The sequence below is a fragment of the Cupriavidus sp. 96C5-1 genome (assembly GCF_057798855.1).
In genome coordinates this window covers 1-18,768 of record NZ_JBYOJU010000030.1, presented here as the reverse complement: position 1 = coordinate 18,768, position 18,768 = coordinate 1, and the positions used below count along the sequence as shown (strand labels likewise).

Genomic DNA, 18,768 nt, shown 5'->3' with positions numbered 1-18,768 from the left:
GCGGGGGCGGCGAAGACGGAGGGGGCGGATTCGGTGGCTGGTTGGCGGCCATGAGTGGATTGAAAGTGCTCCCGGATCAACAGCGAGCCACACGGTGATTGCCGAGGGCTCTTGCTACAAAGGTAGCCGATTTGCACGGAATGCACACGCCTCATTGTGATGCGCGCGTAATTTTTCCGCACGCGGGCAGGCTGCCGCCATCCATCGGAAGGCGGGTTGCGTTTCGATAGCCCGTTGTCAGGATTCCCTGACAAAGACCTTCCCTTTTCCGACGGCACTCTCAGCCAGCGCTGCTTTCGGGCCGCCGCGCCGTCTCGCATACTCAATCGCATGAACCCGCCGCCCCATTCCGAACCGTTAACGATCCTGGTGCTCGAGGATTCTCCGCTGATCGGCTCGCGGCTGGCCAGGATGCTGCGTCCGATGAAAGAAGTGGAACTGCTTGCCTCGGCGCGGGAGCCGCGTGCGGCGCTGCTCGCGGCGCTGATCCTGCTGCCCGACGTCGTCATCCTGGGGCTCCATGCGCACGGCGAATCCGGACCAAGCACCTTGCGGGAGCTGGCGCGGATGCGCCGCCGCGCCGTCGTGGTGGTGCTGAGCAACTGCGCGGTGCCGCCGATGCGCGAGGCCTATATGCAGGCCGGCGCGACATACTTTTTCGACAAGACCATGGAGTTCGACGCGTTGCGGGCCACACTGCTGCGCCTTGCCGCGGAGAAAAAGGCTTTGCAGCAAACGGGACTGGAGAATGCCGTGGCGTAGACGGCGAAACATGCGAGACACGCGCCACCCGCGCAGCCGGTCATGGGCCGGCTGCGCGGGTGCGTCCGAACAGCGGCAGGCCGCACCGGCATGCCCAGGGGATAAAGGAATCCACCATGTCAGACTACCTGCATCAGGAAGCCCCGCCGGCAACGTCGACCGCTCTTCACGGCGAGCAAGTCCTGCAGTTCCTGCAAGTGGACACCGTGCCGCGCGCCAGCACCGCCCGCAAGGCGAGTTGCTCGAATTGCGCGATGCGGGCCATCTGCATGGGTGGCAACCTCAACGACGCGGAACGCAACAGGCTGGATACCGTCATCCATAACTGGCGCATGATCCGCCGCGGCGAAGCGCTCTACCGCGCGGGCGATGCATTCCAGAGCATCTACGCGCTGCGCTCCGGATCGTTCAAGACGGTGGTGGCGCACCAGAACGGTTGCGAGCAGGTCAGCGGTTTCTTCCTGACCGGCGAGACGCTGGGGCTCGACGGCATCTGCACCGAGCGGCATGCCTGCGACGCCATCGCACTGGAAGACAGCGCGGTATGCGTCATCCCCTTCCACCTGCTCGAAGCGCTGTGCCGGGAGATGCGCTCGCTGCAGCAGCACGTGCACCGCATGCTCAGCAGCGAGATCGTGCGCGAATCCGGGGTCATGCTGCTGCTGGCCAGCCTGAACGCCGACCAGCGCGTGGCCGCTTTCCTGCTCAATATCTCCGCGCGGCAGAAGGCCCGTGGCTACTCGCACCGCGAACTCACGCTGCGCATGACCCGCGAGGAAATCGGCAGCTATCTCGGCATGAAACTCGAAACCGTCAGCCGCACCTTGTCGCGTTTCCAGCGCGACGGGCTCATCTGCGTCAAGGGCAAGCGCGTGATCCTGCAGGACCTCGACGCGCTGGACCGCATCTAGCGTCCGCTTCCTGTCCATCATCCCGCCGTAGCGCCGGCAAGCCGCGCAGCCGGCGCAGAGCATGGCGGCCAGACCAGCCGCAAGGCAGCGCACCCGCGCCGGGCGCTTCGGGAACCCGTCCCCTCTCGTTGTCATGGTCAACGCCATTCCCCCTTCGTGCGCGAGCGCACCGCTCTTTTCCACGATAGGAGCGGCGGTCACGCTTCTACTTGACCCCGGTCAAGCCAGTTCCCGGCCACATGCATAGCATGGAAGCATGCCCTGCCCGAGAGCGCGGGCAGACACCCGGGAGAACCCAGCATGGAATCGGCGGTACTCGCGCAGGCTTTGATGCGTCCCGAGGCTTACCCTCACCCGGTGAGCCAGGTCAGTCTCATCGAGACGCATATCTCGCAGGTGTTCCTTGCCGGTGCCTTCGCCTACAAGACGCGCAAGCCCGTGCGTTTCGACTTCGTCGATTTTTCATCGCTGGCCGCGCGCAAAGCCGATTGCGAGACCGAACTGAGACTGAACCGCAGGCTGGCGCCATCGCTCTACCTGGATGTGGTGCCGGTCACCGCCGGTCCCGGACCGCTCGATGCCAGGATCGGCGGCGACGGCGCGCCGCTGGAATATGCGGTGAAGATGCGCCGCTTCCGCCAGCGCGACCTGTTCTCCACCATGGCCGAGCGGGATCAGCTGAGCGGCGCCCATGTGGAAGCGCTGGGCCGCACGCTGGCGGCGTTCCACCAGGCCGCACCGGCCGCCCGTGGCGATACGGACCACGGCACGCCGGCGCGGATCGGCGCGGTGATGGCGCTGGCGCTGGGCGGCATCGCCGCGCTCGACCCGGGCCAAGGCATGACCGCGCGCGTGGCCGCGCTGCTGCGCACCCGTGCCGCGTCGCTGCATGCCGCCTTTGGCAAACGGCGGGCAAGCGGCCATGTGCGCGAATGCCATGGCGACCTGCACCTGGGCAATGTGGCCCTGATCGACGGCGAGCCAACGCCCTTCGACTGCCTGGAGTTCGATGCCGGGCTGCGCTGGATCGACACCATCAGCGACACCGCCTTCCCCTTCATGGACCTGCTGCATCGCGGCAGGCAGGATCTCGCCTATCGCCTGCTCAATGCGTACCTGGAGCACAGCGGCGATTACGCCGGCCTGGCCCTGCTGCCCTACTACACCGCCATGCGCGCCGTGGTGCGTGTGCGCGTGCTGCTCGAGCGCGCGCACCAGCGCGAGGTGGCCGGCACCATCACCGCCGCGGAAATGGCGACGGCAAGGATGCGCTGCACGGACTTGCTGGAGCTGGCGTGCTCAGCCCTGACACGGCGCCCGGGCGCGATCACCATCATGCACGGGCTCTCCGGCAGCGGCAAGAGCACGGTTGCCCAGCGGCTGGCGCTCGCCGGCGCGATGGTGCGCGTGCGCTCCGACGCGGAACGCAAGCGGGCGCCGGCCGGCAGCGATCTCTATACCGGCAGGCAGACCGCACGGGTGTACCGGCGATTGCTGGCCATCTGCCGCCTGGGCAGCGCGGCCGGATTCCCGATGATTGCCGATGCGACCTTCCTCGCGCGCCGCCAGCGCCAGCAGTTTGCGGCGCTGGCGGCGCGGCGCGGCGTGGCTTTTTCCATCGTGGACTGCGATGCGGACCTGGCCACGCTACGCGAACGCATCGCCGCGCGCGCCTGGCAGGGGGGCGATCCGTCCGACGCCACCCTTCAAGTGCTGGAGCGGCAGCGGCGCGTGCAGGAGCCGCTGGACAGCGACGAGTGGTGCCATGTGGTGCGGGTCGGCGACCCGGTGTCGGCCGGCTGATGCAGATCAATGCGCCGGCCTGCCGCGCGCCTAAGCTGGAAACGCCCCGGCCCGCGCCAGCCAGCCGGCCCGCAACTTCCATCTGCCACGACGAGGTGACACATGAGCGAAGTCGAGCCCCTTTCATTCGAAGCCCGGCCCGGATTGCAGCCGCGGCCGGCAAGCGGCGAAGGCGGCGAACGCATCGCCCTGCCGGCGCCGGACATGAGCGGCGGCCTGCCGCTCATGGGCGCCCTCTGGCAACGCAAGAGCAGCCGCGCGTTCGGCAACGAAGCGCTGAGCACCCGGCTGCTCGGCGACCTGCTGTGGGCGGCCGATGGCGTCAACCGCAGCGCCGGCGGCGGACGCACCGCGCCCTCGCCGCACGGCCTGAACGAAATCGATATCTACGTGGCGCTGCCGCAGGGTCTCTATCGCTACGACACGGCCCACCACCGCCTGGACCTGAAGCGCGCGGTCGACGCGCGCAACCTGACCGGATACCAGGATTTCGTCGGCGAAGCGCCGCTGGACCTGATCTATGTCGCGAACTTCAGCCGCATGACCGCGCTGGCCCCCAGCCAGCGCGAGATGTTCTCCGCTGTCACCGCAGGCGCGATCGCGCAGAACGTCTACCTCTATTGCGCGTCCGCGGGGCTGGGCGCGGTGGTACGCGGATGGCTGAACCACAGACGGCTTGCCGAAGCGATGTCGCTCAACGAGGACGAGGTCCCGTTGCTCGCGCAGACCGTGGGCTTTGCCGTGGGCACCGTGACGCAATAACCGGCGGTCACAGAGGCGGTCATAGCCGCAGCGCCCGCGCGCTGCGCCCCTGATGCGCCCCTGATGCGCACCTAATGCGACATCAGAACCGGCAACGTCATGCTGTCCAGCATGGTCCGTGTGACGCCGCCCAATACCAGTTCGCGCAGGCGGCCGCGGCCGTACGCGCCCATCACCACCAGGTCGGCGCCGAAGTCCGCCGCGCGCGACAGCAGCATTTCCCCGATGGCAAGGTCGGAGCCTTCCTGGCAGTGCTCGACATCGGCCTGCACACCGTGGCTCGCCAGCGCCGCCACGGCGTGGCCAGGCAGGCTTGCATCCGGCCGCGGGCCGGCGCCCTGCGCGCACAGCACCCTGGCCGCGCCCCCTGCAATCAGCGGCATGGCGTCATGCAGGGCACGCGTGGCTTCGCGGCTGCCATTCCACGCCACCATGGCGCGCGCGCCGGGCACGTCGAACTTCCCCGCGTACGGAATGACCAGCACCGGCCTGCCGCTGTCGAGCACCAGGGTCTCCAGGAACCGGGTCGCGACAAAGCTGTCCGGGTCGGCCGGATCGTATTGCCCGGCGACGACGAGATCGGCCTCGCGCACCTCGCGCAGCGCCGTCGTCAAGGGTGCGCCCTCCACCGCGCGCCACCCGGCCTCCACGCCCAGGTCCCTGGTTGTTTCGAGGAAACGCTGCCGCACAGCCTCGCGGGCGTCGTCGCGCCGCTGGTGGTCTTCCTCGACGTAGGTCGCGGCGCCCTCCATCAGGTAGAACCAGGCGGCATCCGGCGCAAAGCCGGCATACAGCCCGATCAGCCTGGCATTCCGCGCCGCGGCAAGGCGCGCGGCGATGCCAAGCCGGTCCAGCGCGCGCGGGCTGGTGTCCAGATGGACCATGATGCTGGCGTATTCCATGATGTTCCCGCCGTGTTCGAGAGAGCCCGCTTCCAGTCTAGGGAGCGTGAAGGGGTGGCCCTTGATTCAGGTCAATTCAGTGCCGCCCCTACTGCGCGGGCTCGGCGTCCGCCTTGACCTTCGGCACCGGCGCATGCACCAGCAGCACCGGCAGGCGGCACTGCCGCACCAGGCCCTCCGCCACGCTGCCCATCAGCAGGCGGCGCACGCCACGGCGGCCATGCGTGCCTACCACCAGCAGTTCGGCGCCCGCCTGCCTGGCGGCCTGCTCGATCGCCGTGGCAACGTCGCCGAGCGCCAGCACCTCGTCGATCATCAGGGTCGTGCATTTCACCTGGCTGGCCGCCGCCTTGGCCTTGGCCTCGTCGAGCAGCATCTGCCCGGCTTCGATCAGGCTGGTGCGCAAGTCGGTCAGGTCGACATATCCCACTTCGTACCGCAGATAGCTGTTATCGATCACATGCACCACCGTCAGCCCGGCGCCCAGCGCCGCGCACAGGCGCAGGGCTTCCGTCAACGCCTGCGCGGCCGATTCGCTGCCGTCCACGGCAACCAGGATCTTGCTGTACATCTTGTTTCTCCCTCCGGAATACCGGTCGGCACCCGGCCGCTGCCAGGTCACTGCCGATGCGCGGTCACAGGTCATGGACAAGGGCATGGCGCCGCCACCCTGGCGGGCCCGGTCCCGATGCCTCCAGTTTGTGCGCGCCGGCCGCCCGCATATTGATGTGGATCATGCCTTTCGCAGCTTTCCGGGTGCGCCGCGTCGCACACGGCCTCGCGGTGGCCTTGATGCGGGTCAAGCGGCGCCGCGGCGCGTGGCCTAGCATGAAGGAGCAAACCCCCGTGCCCCTGGCCGGAGAGGAGAACGCCATGCAGGAATCGATGCGCGCCATGGTCTTCGACGGCACCGGCCCGGTGCTGCGCCTGGCCCGCGTGCCGGTGCCGGTGCCCGGCCCGGGCGAGGTGCGGATCGCGGTGAGCGCCTGCGGCGTCTGCCGCACCGACCTGCACATCCTCGACGGCGAGCTCGCGCACCCGAAGCCGGCGCTCGTTCCCGGCCACGAGATTGTCGGCAAGGTGGAGTCGTGCGGCGCCGGCGTGACCGGCTTCGCCGCGGGCGACCGGGTCGGCGTGCCCTGGCTCGGGCAGACCTGCGCACACTGCGGGTTCTGCACCACGCATCGCGAGAACCTGTGCGACGCGCCGCAGTTCACCGGCTATACGCGCGACGGCGGCTATGCCGAGTACGTGGTGGCCGACAGCCGCTACTGCTTTCACATCCCGGACCACTACGACGACGTACACGCCGCGCCCCTGCTGTGCGCCGGCCTGATCGGCTATCGCACGCTGCGCATGGCGGGTGGCGCGCGGCGCATCGGCATCTACGGTTTCGGCGCGGCGGCGCACCTGGTGACCCAGATCGCCGTGGCGCAGCAACGCGAGGTCTTTGCCTTCACGCGTCCCGGCGACACCGCCGCCTGCCGCTTCGCCCTCGATACCGGCGCATGCTGGGCCGGCCCCAGCGACCAGCCGGCGCCGCAGCCGCTCGATGCCGCGCTGATCTTCGCGCCGGTCGGCGCCCTGGTGCCGCTGGCGCTGCAGGCCGTCGCCAAGGGCGGCACGGTGGTTTGCGGCGGCATCCACATGAGCGACATCCCGAGCTTTCCGTATCGCCTGCTGTGGGAAGAACGCGCCCTGGTCTCGGTCGCCAACCTCACGCGCGCCGACGGCGTGGCGCTGATGCGCTTCGCCGACGCCACCCCGCTGCGCACCAGCGTCACGGTCTATCCGCTGGAGCAGGCCAATGCCGCGCTTGCGGACCTGCGCGCCGGCAGCCTGAGCGGGGCCGCGGTACTGCGTGTCGAAGCGGGCGCTTGACGTACGTCAACACGCCGTCCGTGCCGCCCCTTATGCTGCTGATCAGGAGGCCCGTCACCGACGGTCGCCTTGCGAACGTTGCGACAGCTTAGCCAGGAGAGACGCATCATGTACCAGAGGATATTGCTTGCGGTGGACGGCAGCCGCTCTGCAGAGCTTGCCTTGAGCCAGGCCATCATCGTCGCCAAGGCGACCGGCAGCGAAGTGCAGGCGCTCTACGTGGCGGACGACAACGACGTGTTCTTCCTGGCCGGCAGCTACGACCCCCGCCAACTGACCGATGCCATCCTCGCGGCCGGACGCGAGGCGCTGGAAGCCGCCGCCAAGCGCCTGGCGGAAGCGGGCATCCCGCATACCACGAAACTCCTGGAGAAGCCCGTCTCGCCCGGGCAGATCTCCTCCACCATCGTCGAGGAAGCCGAGCGCTGGGATGCCGACCTGATCGTGCTCGGCACCCACGGCCGCCGCGGCATCCGCCGCCTGATCATGGGCAGCGTGTCCGAGGGCGTGCTTCACAGGAGCAACAAGCCGGTGCTGATGGTGCGCAGCGAAATCAAGGAGTGACGGTACCACGGCCCGGACTCGCCACGCATCGGCTGCGGCGTGGCGCCGCCTTCCTCCGCCCGGCGCCTGGCTTGCTGGCCGGCCTGCTGGCCGCCTTGGCCGCAAGCTGGCATGCCGGCGCGCTGGCCGCCGACACCGCGCTCTGGTTTGCGCAGGGCCGTCCCGCCGCCGCAGCGCGGCAGGCCGTCGACATCCTCGCCGCGTCCGCCGCCGACGGGCTGGAACCGCGCGACTATGACGCCGACGACCTGCGCCGCGCACTGTCCCAGGCCGAGAACGGACCGCTGGCGCCGGACGCCGAAACGCTGCTCGACGAGACGCTGACGGCAGCCATGCAACGCTATCTCGCCGACCTGCACGGCGGCCGGGTCGACCCGCGCAGGATCCACGAGAATTTTTCCGCGGCGCCGGACCCGCACTTCGATCCCCCTGGCTACCTGCGCGCGGCCGTCGCCGCGCACCGCTTGCCCGAAGCGGTGCGGGAAGCCGCGCCGTCGTTCCCGCTCTATGGCACGCTGCGCCAGGCGCTTGCCCGCTACCGCGCGCTGGCCGCCAGCCCCGCCTGGCAGGCGCCGCTGCCACCGCTGCCCGGCAAGACGCTGACACGCGGCCAGGCCTACGCGGGCCTGCCCATACTGACGCAGCGCCTGCTTGCCCTGGGCGATCTCCCCGCCGGCACGCCCGTCCCCGCGCGCTATGAAGGCGCGCTGGTGGAAGGCGTCAAGGCGTTTCAGGCCCGCCATGGCCTGGAAGCCGCCGGCACGATCGGCGCGGGGACCTTCGCGCAACTGAATGTGCCGCCGGCCAGCCGGGTGCGCCAGATCGAACTGACGATGGAACGCCTGCGCTGGACGCCCCTGCTGGAGGGGCGGCGCATGATCGTGGTCAACGTGCCGGAGTTCGTGCTGCGCGCCTATGAAGTCCGCGACGGCAGCGTGCAGGTCAAGGCCGAGATGAAGGTCATCGTCGGCAAGGCGCTGGATACGCGCACGCCGCTGTTCAAGGAAGACATGCGGTATATCGAGTTCAGCCCGTACTGGAACGTGCCGCCCTCCATCGCGCGCGCGGAGACCGTGCCGCGGCTGCGCCGCGATCCCGGCTACTTCGCGCGGCAAGGCTTCGAGTTCGTCGGCGCCGACGGCAAGGCGGTGACCACGCTTTCGGCGGCCAGCCTGGATGCCGTACAGCGCGGGGAACTGCGCATACGGCAGCGCCCGGGGCCGAAGAACGCGCTGGGCGACATCAAGTTCATCTTTCCCAACAACGACAACATCTACCTGCACCACACGCCCGCGCCGCAACTCTTCACGCGCGAGCGCCGCGACCTGAGCCATGGCTGCATCCGCGTGGAGGCGCCGGTGGCGCTGGCCAGCTTCGTGCTGCAGGACACGCCCGGCTGGACCGACACGCGCATCCGCGAGGCCATGGAGAAAGGTCAATCCAGCACGCTGCGGCTGCAGCAGCCGCTGCCGGTGGTGCTCGCCTACGGCACGGCGCTCGCCAGGGCCGACGGGCGGATCTATTTCTTCTCCGACATCTATGGCCTGGACAAGGTGCTGGACGACGCCTTGCGGCAACGCGGCGCCAGCCGGGCGGGCTTCCGTGCTGACCGAAACGCGCGCAAGATCGGGAACGTTGAATAGCGGATCCATTGCATGACGTTGCGCCAAAGGAGTCTCCGATGACCAAGCCGCCCAGCGATCCCCGCCGCCTGTTCCTGCGCCACACCGGCCGGCTGGCCCTGGCCGGCGCGCTGCTGCCGCTGTCGGCCCGCCCGGCCCTGGCGGGCTTGCCGGATGCACGCCGCCTGTCCTTCGACCACACCCACACCGGCGAGCATCTCTCCATCGTCTACGCGGTGGGCGATCAGTTCGTGCCCGAATCGCTGGCCGCGCTCAACCGCTTCCTGCGCGACCACTACTCCGGAGAAGTCGGTGCGATCGACCCGCAATTGTTCGCGCTGCTCTACCAGCTGAAGCAAACGCTGTGCTGCGACGCGCCCTTCCAGGTCATCTCCGGCTACCGCAGCCCGGCCACCAACGCCCGCCTGCGCAAGACGCGCGGCGGCGGCGTGGCCAGCCACAGCCTGCATATGGACGGCAAGGCCATCGATATCCGCCTGCCCGGCGTGCCGCTATCCGATCTGCGCGACGCCGCGCTGTCGCTGCACGGCGGCGGCGTGGGCTTCTATGCGCAGGAGCAGTTCGTGCATGCGGATACGGGGCGCGTCAGGAGCTGGTAGCTTTAGGGGGTTGCTGCTTCGATATCCTTAACACGCAACCCGACGATGAACAGACCACTCTTTTGTTCCGCCCTGCTGGCAGCCTTCACGGCCATTGTCCACATACTCGCCGGCGGCGCGGACGTGGCCTCTCCCTTGCTGGCATCTTCGCTCCCCGTGGCGCCCAAGCTGACGCTGTACGCCGTCTGGCATCTGGTTTCGGCTACGCTGGCGCTGACATCCGTTGCGCTGCTCGTCGCGGCGTTCCCTCGCCATGCCATCGCATCCCGCTACCTGGTCCTCTTTCTCTCGGTGCTCTGGCTGGGATTTGGCGGGATTTTCATCGCTGTTGCCTTGATGCGGCCGGAAGAGGGGCTCCTGCTCGAACTTCCGCAGTGGGCGCTGCTGCTGCCGGTTGGCCTGCTCGGGCTGTGGGGCGGCATGCGTAGTGGGGGTAGCGGGCAGCGCGGGATGCCATGAGTGGCTTCACGGCGCCGCATCCCTCAGCCCGGCGGTACGCGCCCACGCGCCCTCCGCCACACAGGCCAGGCCGGAGATCACCGAGGCGGTTTCCTCCATCAGCACGAACGCCGCCGCGACCACGTTCTGGTCGGGCGATCCGCCGTCCGTGTAGATCCGTGCCATCTGGCCCACGGCTTGCAGGCCCTCGGCCAGGCGCATCACGGCGCGGTTGGCTTCCAACGCCACGGCTTCGTGCTCGTCGGCCGTGCGCAGATAGGCGCTGCTCTCGTCTTGATGCAGGTGCGACAGGAGATGGGCAATGCTGGCGTGCGCCGTCATGGTCGGCCCTCCGCATCAGCCGGCGACGCGGCAATGCCGCCGCACGGCGCGTAGCGGCCGATAGCGCGGACTCTGAGGTTTGGGGAATGCCCGGTACGGGCAGGCGGAGACTGGAGCATGCTGGGACCTCCACAGACAGCGGTGATCCGCTCCCCCGCTTTCGATTTTGGGGGGCGGGCGCATGGCAAGGTTGGAAGACCGGTTGCGAAAGAACCCGGCAGGGCCGAAGCCCTCCCTGCCAAGGCCCGCCCATTGAAGGCGTGCGAAGGCAGGCGGACATAAGAATGCCGCCGTTAGGCGGCTATCCGCCTTTCGCAAATCGGGCTTCCAAACCCGGTCGCTGTGGTTGCAGCGACGGTCACAGGATACGTTGGGGTCGCGCCGAAGGCAATGGCCGGGCCGGCAAAGTCACATTGATTAACAGAATCGATGCTGGCATGCCGCATGCTGGAGGCCATGATCACAAGTTGCCATCGAGTGCGAGTGTGGGCCTTATCGGTCTCTACATCGGCGGTGGCGCGGACACTCAACTCACGCTTGGAGATGGCGGCGGCGGCAAGGGCCTTGTCATTGCGCCTTATCGCGTCGTGCTGGCAAACTGGGCGCTGTACCAGCGTATCGCCTCCTTCGCCTGTGCCGCGTAAGCTGGGCCAACTCGCAAACGAGCCAGGGCTGCGCCGCCCTGGCCCGCTTGCGGGAACATCGTGCAGCCTGGCACCGATGCCGTTGCAGCAAATGGCGCTACGGGCTCGGCGGCGCCGGGCGAGCCACAAACCCACACCATAAGATCCAACCCCGCGCCAATTAGAACCCTCCTTCAAAAAAGTGCCGCCACCGGCACCGACTTGCGCTAGATCAAGTCCGCGCCCCACCCCGCCCGATAGCATTGAAACCTACGCCGCCGCCCCACGGATCAAGGTCTGTCTTTGTCGTCTCCCCTCCCCTTCGCCCGACACCCTGAAACCCTGGAGCCCTCCGGCGGCATTCCATCATTCAGCGCACAGGTGCACAGGTAGCCGATGAAACTCAAAACAGGCTGGGGTATAGCGGTATTGTTCGTTGCCGCCGCCATTGGAACCGCCATGTGGTGGCTTGGCAGCCAGCGCGATCCGTGGCCGGCTTATGTGGTCCACAGCAACGGGCGCATGGAGATCGGCCGGCTCGACGTGGCGGTGAAGTATCCGGGCCGCGTCGTCGATCTGCCGGTTCGCGAGGGCGATGCCCTGGCCGCTGGCGCCGTGGTGGCCCGACAGGATGACGCCGAGCTGCTGGCTCAGCTCAGCCTTGCCACCGCCGCCCGGGAGCGCGCCGTGCAGGCTGCGTCGCGCGCGCAGGCGGAGATCGAAGGGCGTGCCAGCCGTCAGCGCCTGGCGCGGCTGGAGCTGACCGAGGCGGTCAAGCTTTACCAGGACCGCCAGATTTCTTCCGTGGAGCGCGATCGCCGGCAGCTTGGCCTGGATGGCGAGAGCGCGGGCGTGAGCGGCGCGCGCGCGGCGCTTGGCGAGGCTAACGCGGCGATCGCGGAGGCCGATGCCCAGATCGCCCGCCTGAAGGTCCTGCTGGACGAGGCCACCATCCATGCGCCGGTGGCCGGCCGCGTGGAGTATCGCGTGGTCGAGGTCGGTACCGTGCTGCCGGCGGGCGGCCGCGTGGTGTCGCTGCTGAACCTGGCCGATATGTATTTCACGGTGTTCCTGCCCGCCGGCGCGGCCGGCAGGCTGGCCATCGGCGACGAGGCGCGCATCGTGCTGGATGCGATGCGGGACGAGCCGATTCCGGCGCGCATCAGCTTTGTGGCCAGCGAGGCGCAGTTCACCCCCAAGTATGTCGAGACCGATGCCGAGCGGGCCAAGCTGATGTATCGCGTCAAGCTGCAGCTGACGCCCGAGGTCGCCCGGCGTTATGCGGCCAGGCTGAAAGCCGGCATGACGGGCGATGGCTTCGTGCGCCTGGATGCGACCCAGCCCTGGCCCGCCGCGCTGACGCTGCGCCAGCAGCCGGCCTGACGCCATGCCAAGCCCGCACCCCGACGGTGCCGCGGCCATCCGCATCGATGGCTTGTCGCACCGCTACGGCGCCAGCGTGGCGCTGGACAGTGTGTCGCTCACGCTGCCCGGCAATGCCACCATCGGCCTGATCGGCCCCGATGGCGTCGGTAAATCGACGCTGCTCGGCGTGCTTGCCGGCGTCAAGCGCATCCAGCAGGGCAATGCCTCGGTGCTGGGCGCCGACTTGCGCGACCGGCAGGCCCGCGAGGCGCTGTTGCCGCGCGTGGCGTTCATGCCGCAGGGGCTGGGGCGCAATCTGTATCCGACGCTGTCGGTCTACGAGAACGTGGATTTCTTTGCCCGGCTGTTCGGCCTGGGCGGCGCCGAGCGGCGCCGGCGCATCGAGCGCCTGCTGGCCGCCACCGGCCTGGCGCCTTTCCCGGACCGTCCGGCGGGCAAGCTCTCCGGCGGCATGAAGCAGAAGCTCGGCCTGTGCTGCGCGCTGGTCCACAACCCGGACCTGCTGATTCTCGACGAGCCCACCACAGGCGTGGATCCGCTGTCGCGGCGCCAGTTCTGGAGCCTGGTGGAGGACCTGCGCGCCGAGCATCGCAATATGACGGTGATCGTCGCCACCGCGTATATCGAGGAGGCGCAGCGCTTCGAGCACCTGGTGGCCATGGATGCGGGCAAGGTGCTGGTGTGCGACCGCACCGCCGATGTGCTGGCGCGCGCGGGCACCAGCGACCTGGAGCAGGCCTATATCTCGCTGCTGCCGGCAGCCCGGCGCGGCGATGCCACGGGGCTGGTGATACCGCCCCGCCCGCCCGACGGCGACGAGCCGGCCATCGAGGCCGAGGGGCTGACGCGGCGCTTTGGTGCCTTTACCGCCGTGGACAATGTGAGCTTTCGCATCGAGCGCAGCGAGATCTTCGGCTTTCTCGGCTCCAATGGCTGCGGCAAGACCACCACCATGAAGATGCTGACCGGGCTGCTCGATGCCACCAGCGGCACCGCGCGCCTGCTCGGCCAGACCATCGACGCCGGCGATATGCGCACCCGCATGCGGGTGGGCTATATGTCGCAGGCGTTCTCGCTCTACGAGGAACTGACGGTACGGCAGAACCTGGACCTGCATGCCAGGCTCTACCGCATGGAGGGCGAAGCCGCGCAGCAGGCGGTCGGGCGGGCCCTGCTCGATTTCGAACTGGACCAGCACGCCGATGCGCGCCCCGCTTCGCTGTCGCTCGGCATCCGCCAGCGCCTGCAGCTGGCTGCCGCCTGCCTGCACCATCCCGAAGTGCTGATCCTCGACGAGCCCACCTCCGGCGTGGATCCCGGCGCGCGCGACATGTTCTGGCGCCACCTGGTCCAGCTCTCGCGCCAGCAGCGCGTGACGATCTTCGTCTCCACGCACTTCATGAACGAGGCGGCGCGCTGCGACCGCATCTCCTTCATGCACCGTGGCCGCGTGCTGGCGGTGGGCAGCCCTGAGGCGCTGCGGGAAAGCTGCCATGCGGAAACGCTGGAGGATGCCTTCGTCAGCTACCTGGAGCAGGCGGAGAATCCGGAGAACGGCGCCGTAGCCGCAGCGGCGGCCGCAGCGAAGGCAGCGCCCGCGCAACCCGCCCCGGCCCCGGCACCGGCACCGGCACCGGCACCGGCAGCGGCAGCGGCAGCGGAGGCCGGGCCGGCAGCCCACCCCGGCGGCTCGCCCCTGGCGCGGACCTGGGCGTTTGCCCGGCGCGAGGCCATGGAACTGGCGCGCGACAAGCTGCGGCTGGCGTTCGCCATCCTCGGTCCCATCGTGTTGCTGTGCGCCGCGGCGTGGAGCGTGTCCTTCGACGTGGAGAACGTGCGCTTTGCCGTGCTGGACCGCGACCAGAGCCGCGCCAGCCGCGAACTGGTGGAGCAGTTCTCCGGCTCGCGCTATTTCGTGCGGACCGACGGCGTGCGCAGCGAGGCGGAGGCGGACCGGCGCCTGCGCGCCGCGTCCGACATGCTGATCGTCGAGCTGCCGCCCGGCTTCGAGCGCGACCTGCTGGCCGGGCGCCAGCCGCAGCTGGCTTTCCGCGTGGACGGGTCCAGCCCGTTCCCGGGCGCCACCACGCGCGCCTATGTGAGCGGCGTGCTGCTGGCCTACGCCAGCGCGCAGATGCGCGCGCTGCCGGCCCGCCCGGCCGCGCTGCCGCTCTCGATCGAAACACGCTTTATCTACAACCAGGAGTTCCGCAGCATCTACGCGATCACGCCGGGCATCATCATGCTGGCGCTGATCCTGATCCCGACCATGCTGACCGCGCTCGGCGTGGTGCGGGAGAAGGAGATGGGCTCGATCACCAACCTCTATGCCTCCCCCGCGAGCGTGGGCGAGTACCTGATCGGCAAGCAGCTGCCCTATGTGGGACTGGCGATGATCAGCTACCTGACGCTGGTGGCGCTGGCCATCGTGCTGCTGCAGGTGCCGCTCAAGGGCTCCTTCCTCGCCCTGTCGATCGGCGCGGCGCTGTTCGTGCTGGCGGCCACCGCGCTGGGGCTGCTGATGTCGACCTTCGTGCGTTCGCAGGTGGCGGCCATCTTTGGCACCGCGATCCTGTGCCTGATTCCATCCGTCAACTTCTCCGGCCTGCTCTATCCGGTGTCCACGCTGACCGGCAGCAGCTACTGGATCGGGCTGGGCTTTCCGTCGTCGTGGTTCCAGCTGGTCAGCCTTGGCAGCTTCACCAAGGGCCTGGGGACCGGCAGCTTCGGCACCATGTACCTGGCCTTGCTGGGTTTCGCGCTGCTGTACCTGGCGGGCGCGCGTTTGCTGCTGCGCAAGCAGGAGGCGTAGCCGGGAGATGCCGCGATGAATCAATGGTGCAAGAACGTGGCCCGGCTGTGCGGCAAGGAGCTGCGCAGCCTGTTCAGCGATGTGACGCTGATGGCGCTGATCGTCTTTGCCTTTACGCTGGCCGTGCATTCGGTCGCCAAGGGCATCAAGGCCGAGGTGTCGAACGCATCGGTGGCCATCGTCGATGCCGACCACTCCGAACTCTCGCGCCGCCTGCGCGATGCGATCCGGCCGCCGTACTTCAAGACGCCGGTGGATGTGGACCGGCACGCCGTGGACGCGGAAATGGACCGGGGGCGTTATATCTTCGCCGTCGAGATCCCGCCGCGCTTCGAAGCCGACGTGCTGGCGGGCAGGACGCCGGCGGTGCAGGTGCTGGTGGACGCCACCGCGATGACGCAGGCGGGCCTCGGGGCCAGCTACCTGCAGCAGATTTTCACGCGCGAGGCGCTTGAGTTCCTGCATGCGCGGGGCCTCGAGGCGCAACTCCCCGTGCGCGCGGAGAGCACGGTGATGTTCAATCCCAATACGGAGTCGCACTGGTTCACCTCGACCATGCAGATCGTGGTCAACATCACCGTGCTGGCCATCATCCTGGTGGGTGCGGCGGTGATCCGCGAGCGCGAGCACGGCACCATCGAGCATCTGCTGGTGATGCCGGTACGCGCCAGCGAGATCGCGGTGGCGAAGATCCTGGCCAATGGCGCGGTGATTTTCCTGGCGTCCCTGCTGTCGCTGTGGCTGGTGGTGCATCTGTGGCTGGACGTGCCGCTCACCGGTTCGATGGGGCTGTTCGCGCTGAGCGCCGCGCTCTATCTGTTCTCCGTGACCGCGCTCGGCATGTGGCTGGCGACCATTGCGCCGGCGATGCCGCAGTTCGGCCTGCTGGCGGTGCCGACCTATGCCGTCGCCTACCTGCTGTCCGGCGCCGCCACGCCGGTGCAGAGCATGCCGCAGGCCATGCAGCACGCGGTGCAGTTCCTGCCGACGACCCAGTTCGTCACGCTGACGCAGGCCATCCTGTTCCGCGGCGCGGGCGTGGACGTGGTGTGGCCGCAGTTGCTCGGCGTGACGGCTGCGGGCGGGATCTTCCTGGCCCTGGCGCTCACGCGCTTCCGCTCCATGCTGGCGCAGCAGGGGTAGACCACCATGCCTGGCCATGCTCACCGCTCCCATCGTTCCTTCCGCCCGCTCACCAAACGGATTACCGCCTTGAGTACTTATCCACGACGCGGCCTCCTCGCCGGCCTTATTGCATGCATCGCCGCCGGCCTGGCCGGCTGCGCCACGGTCGACGTCGCCGTGCCCGACGGTATCGCGGCGCCAGCCGCGTTCAAGGAAGCCCCCGGAGCGGACACGCCGGCGGCCACGCAGGACCTGGCGCAGTGGTGGCGGAACTGGAACGATCCGGAACTGACGCAGCGCGTGGCCGAGGCGCTGGCGGCCAATCTCGATCTGCGCGTGGCGCAGGCGCGCGTGGCGGAAGCGCGCGCGATCGGGCGGGTTGCGGATTCGGCGCTCTATCCGACGCTATCGGCACAAGCGCGGGCGGCGCGCGGCGTGGCCGACCTGCGCAGCCCCGCTGGCCTGCCGGATACCTCGCCCGGCCTGGACGGCCATCTTGCCGGACTGACGGTTGCCTGGGAGGTGGACGTGTTCGGGGGCCGCCGCAGCGACGCGCAGGCCGCCGCGGCCGTGGCGCTGAGCGCCGAGGAGCGCCTGCGCGGCACGCGCCTGGTGATCGCCGCCGACGTGGCCGAGAACTACCTGGCGGCGCGCGGCCTGCAGCGCCGCCTGCAGCAGCTTGACCGGAGCACGGAAACCCTCGGCCAGTTGCTGGGCTATACCCGCGCGCGCTATGCGGCCGGACAGGCGCTGTCTTATGACGTCGACCGCGTGAGCGAGCAGCTTGGCGCTCTGCAGGCGCAGCGGCCGCTGCTGACGAGCCAGATCTCGATCCGCGAACGCCGCCTGGCGGTGCTCGCCGGCCAGGTGCCGCAAGCCACGGCGGCGCTGTCGCCGCCGCCCGCGTTCTTCGTGCCGGCGGCGCCGGCCGGGCAGCTGCCGTCGGACGTGATCGAGCGGCGCCCGGATGTGCGCGCCATGGCCGCGCTGGTACGCGCGCAGGCCGCCAGGCTCGGCAGCGCCAAGGCGGACCGGTTTCCCCGCTTCTACCTGACGTTCCTGGGCCGGGACGGGCGCCTGCACGTGGACGGGCTGCCGGCGCTGAGCGGCACCGGCGGGCTGGTGGGCGTCGGTGTGCAGTTGCCGATCTTCACCGCGGGCCGCATCCAGGCCAATATCGACGCCGGCGATGCCCGCCTGCAAGCCGCCCAGGCGGATTACAACCAGGCGGTGCTGCGCACGCTGGAGGAAGTGGACAATGCCTACAGCCAGCGCCACGGCCTGGACCAGCGCGGCGCGCGGCTGGCCGACGTGGCCGCCACCGCGCAGCGCAACAGCCAGAACGCCACGCGCCTCTACGAAGGCGGCCGCCGCACGCTGCAGGACGTGCTGGACGCGCGCGTCGGCGCGCTGCAGCGCGAGGACGAACTGATCCAGACGCAAACGGCGCAGGCGCTGGCGGCGGTGCAGTTGTATCGGGCGCTGGGTGGGGAATGGCCGGGCGATCCCGGGTCAGCGCGGCGTTGACGCAGGCCGGCCCCGTCCCGGCCCCGTGCAGGTTAGGGTGCCCGTCGTGTCTGGACTGGAATACACGCGCCTGTAGGGTATCGCCGCCGTTTCCAGCGCTTGGACCGCAATGATTCCTACGACCTTGGTATCCGTTCGGTTTATCTCATCCTTTTTTCCATTCGGCTTACTGCTATCCAATCGTTCTGATTTAATGGCCTTTTCAGAATTGAACGATGTGGTTGGCGTTGCTGTTTCTGGATTTTTTAGTGAAATGATTTAGGGTTGCAGGGCCTAAAGGCGGTGTGGTGTCGGGCTATTTGGCTTGGGGGGGCAGGTCTGCAGGGCCTAAAGGCGAAGTGGCGTCGGGCTCTTGGGCACATGGAGGTGTCACTTTTCTTTACTCGTAAAGAAAAGTAACCAAAAGAAAGCGACCCCTTGCAGGGGGGCTGGCTTGTCGGGCTAAGGAGCTTTGCGGATTCGTGGTGGGCGCGTCAGTCCTGCCTGACTGCTGGCGCTACCGGCGCGAACGGCATTGCCGATGCGGATGGCATTGGTTTTATTGTAGCGCCCCTGATAGCAATGGTCCGTGGTAGTTCACGCATCTGCCGTTACCGGCACGGATGGCCACTGTCTCCCGATCCTTGCCGGTTTCGTCGTGGGCGCGGTGGCCCCGGCTTGAGGCGAGCCCCCAATCTGGAGCCACCGC

At 68.8% G+C, this 18,768-nt stretch carries 17 protein-coding genes; 14 read left to right on the top strand and 3 right to left on the bottom strand.

Going from position 1 to position 18,768, the window contains the following annotated elements; translation table 11 throughout:
* Positions 1-216: 216 nt before the first annotated feature.
* From AC3FOF_RS27855 to AC3FOF_RS27840, 4 genes are all read left to right on the top strand, one after another.
* Complete coding sequence (locus tag AC3FOF_RS27855; protein ID WP_488728440.1) at positions 217-762, top strand: response regulator; 546 nt, start codon at positions 217-219, stop codon at positions 760-762.
* A 116-nt stretch (positions 763-878) separates the two neighbouring features.
* Positions 879-1,673, top strand: coding sequence for a fumarate/nitrate reduction transcriptional regulator Fnr (gene fnr / locus AC3FOF_RS27850; RefSeq protein WP_017229029.1), 795 nt, complete (start codon positions 879-881; stop codon positions 1,671-1,673).
* 300 nt (positions 1,674-1,973) lie between these two features.
* Positions 1,974-3,476 carry a bifunctional aminoglycoside phosphotransferase/ATP-binding protein gene (locus tag AC3FOF_RS27845; protein WP_488728439.1) on the top strand — a complete coding sequence of 501 codons (1,503 nt, stop codon included), beginning with the start codon at positions 1,974-1,976 and terminating at the stop codon, positions 3,474-3,476.
* 102 nt (positions 3,477-3,578) lie between these two features.
* Positions 3,579-4,238 (top strand): SagB/ThcOx family dehydrogenase, encoded by a 660-nt coding sequence (locus AC3FOF_RS27840; RefSeq protein ID WP_488728438.1) that lies wholly within the window; start codon positions 3,579-3,581, stop codon positions 4,236-4,238.
* Between the two features lie 71 nt (positions 4,239-4,309).
* Here the strand turns inward: AC3FOF_RS27840 and AC3FOF_RS27835 are convergent, their stop codons facing one another.
* Positions 4,310-5,140: a universal stress protein gene (locus tag AC3FOF_RS27835; RefSeq protein ID WP_276268193.1), complete on the bottom strand. Its 831-nt coding sequence runs from the start codon at positions 5,138-5,140 to the stop codon at positions 4,310-4,312.
* 88 nt (positions 5,141-5,228) lie between these two features.
* Complete coding sequence (locus AC3FOF_RS27830; RefSeq protein ID WP_488728437.1) at positions 5,229-5,711, bottom strand: universal stress protein; 483 nt, start codon at positions 5,709-5,711, stop codon at positions 5,229-5,231.
* Positions 5,712-6,013: 302 nt separating this feature from the next.
* On the opposite strand from AC3FOF_RS27830, the gene AC3FOF_RS27825 reads away from it, so the two are divergent.
* From AC3FOF_RS27825 to AC3FOF_RS27805, 5 genes are all read left to right on the top strand, one after another.
* Complete coding sequence (locus AC3FOF_RS27825) at positions 6,014-7,021, top strand: zinc-dependent alcohol dehydrogenase family protein (protein WP_488728489.1); 1,008 nt, start codon at positions 6,014-6,016, stop codon at positions 7,019-7,021.
* Positions 7,022-7,129: 108 nt separating this feature from the next.
* Complete coding sequence (locus tag AC3FOF_RS27820) at positions 7,130-7,585, top strand: universal stress protein (RefSeq protein WP_017224840.1); 456 nt, start codon at positions 7,130-7,132, stop codon at positions 7,583-7,585.
* An 83-nt stretch (positions 7,586-7,668) separates the two neighbouring features.
* On the top strand, positions 7,669-9,228 hold the full coding sequence (locus AC3FOF_RS27815; protein WP_488728488.1) for a L,D-transpeptidase family protein: 1,560 nt from the start codon (positions 7,669-7,671) through the stop codon (positions 9,226-9,228).
* 38 nt (positions 9,229-9,266) lie between these two features.
* On the top strand, positions 9,267-9,827 hold the full coding sequence (gene mepK / locus AC3FOF_RS27810) for a peptidoglycan L,D-endopeptidase MepK (protein WP_017228598.1): 561 nt from the start codon (positions 9,267-9,269) through the stop codon (positions 9,825-9,827).
* Between the two features lie 45 nt (positions 9,828-9,872).
* Entirely contained in the window at positions 9,873-10,286 is a 414-nt protein-coding gene (locus tag AC3FOF_RS27805) for a hypothetical protein (RefSeq protein ID WP_488728436.1), read from the top strand.
* A 6-nt stretch (positions 10,287-10,292) separates the two neighbouring features.
* On the opposite strand, the gene AC3FOF_RS27800 is transcribed toward AC3FOF_RS27805, so the two are convergent.
* Entirely contained in the window at positions 10,293-10,607 is a 315-nt protein-coding gene (locus AC3FOF_RS27800) for a hypothetical protein (protein ID WP_276268196.1), read from the bottom strand.
* A 413-nt stretch (positions 10,608-11,020) separates the two neighbouring features.
* Between AC3FOF_RS27800 and AC3FOF_RS27795 the strand changes: the two genes are divergently transcribed.
* The 5 genes from AC3FOF_RS27795 to AC3FOF_RS27775 all read left to right on the top strand — a co-directional run bounded on the left by AC3FOF_RS27795 (position 11,021) and on the right by AC3FOF_RS27775 (position 18,080).
* Complete coding sequence (locus AC3FOF_RS27795) at positions 11,021-11,251, top strand: hypothetical protein (protein WP_488728435.1); 231 nt, start codon at positions 11,021-11,023, stop codon at positions 11,249-11,251.
* Positions 11,252-11,626: 375 nt separating this feature from the next.
* Positions 11,627-12,613: an HlyD family secretion protein gene (locus tag AC3FOF_RS27790; RefSeq protein WP_488728434.1), complete on the top strand. Its 987-nt coding sequence runs from the start codon at positions 11,627-11,629 to the stop codon at positions 12,611-12,613.
* 4 nt (positions 12,614-12,617) lie between these two features.
* On the top strand, positions 12,618-15,428 hold the full coding sequence (rbbA, locus tag AC3FOF_RS27785; protein WP_488728433.1) for a ribosome-associated ATPase/putative transporter RbbA: 2,811 nt from the start codon (positions 12,618-12,620) through the stop codon (positions 15,426-15,428).
* 15 nt (positions 15,429-15,443) lie between these two features.
* Entirely contained in the window at positions 15,444-16,571 is a 1,128-nt protein-coding gene (locus tag AC3FOF_RS27780; protein ID WP_488728432.1) for an ABC transporter permease, read from the top strand.
* Between the two features lie 69 nt (positions 16,572-16,640).
* On the top strand, positions 16,641-18,080 hold the full coding sequence (locus tag AC3FOF_RS27775) for an efflux transporter outer membrane subunit (protein WP_488728431.1): 1,440 nt from the start codon (positions 16,641-16,643) through the stop codon (positions 18,078-18,080).
* Positions 18,081-18,768: the final 688 nt, after the last annotated feature.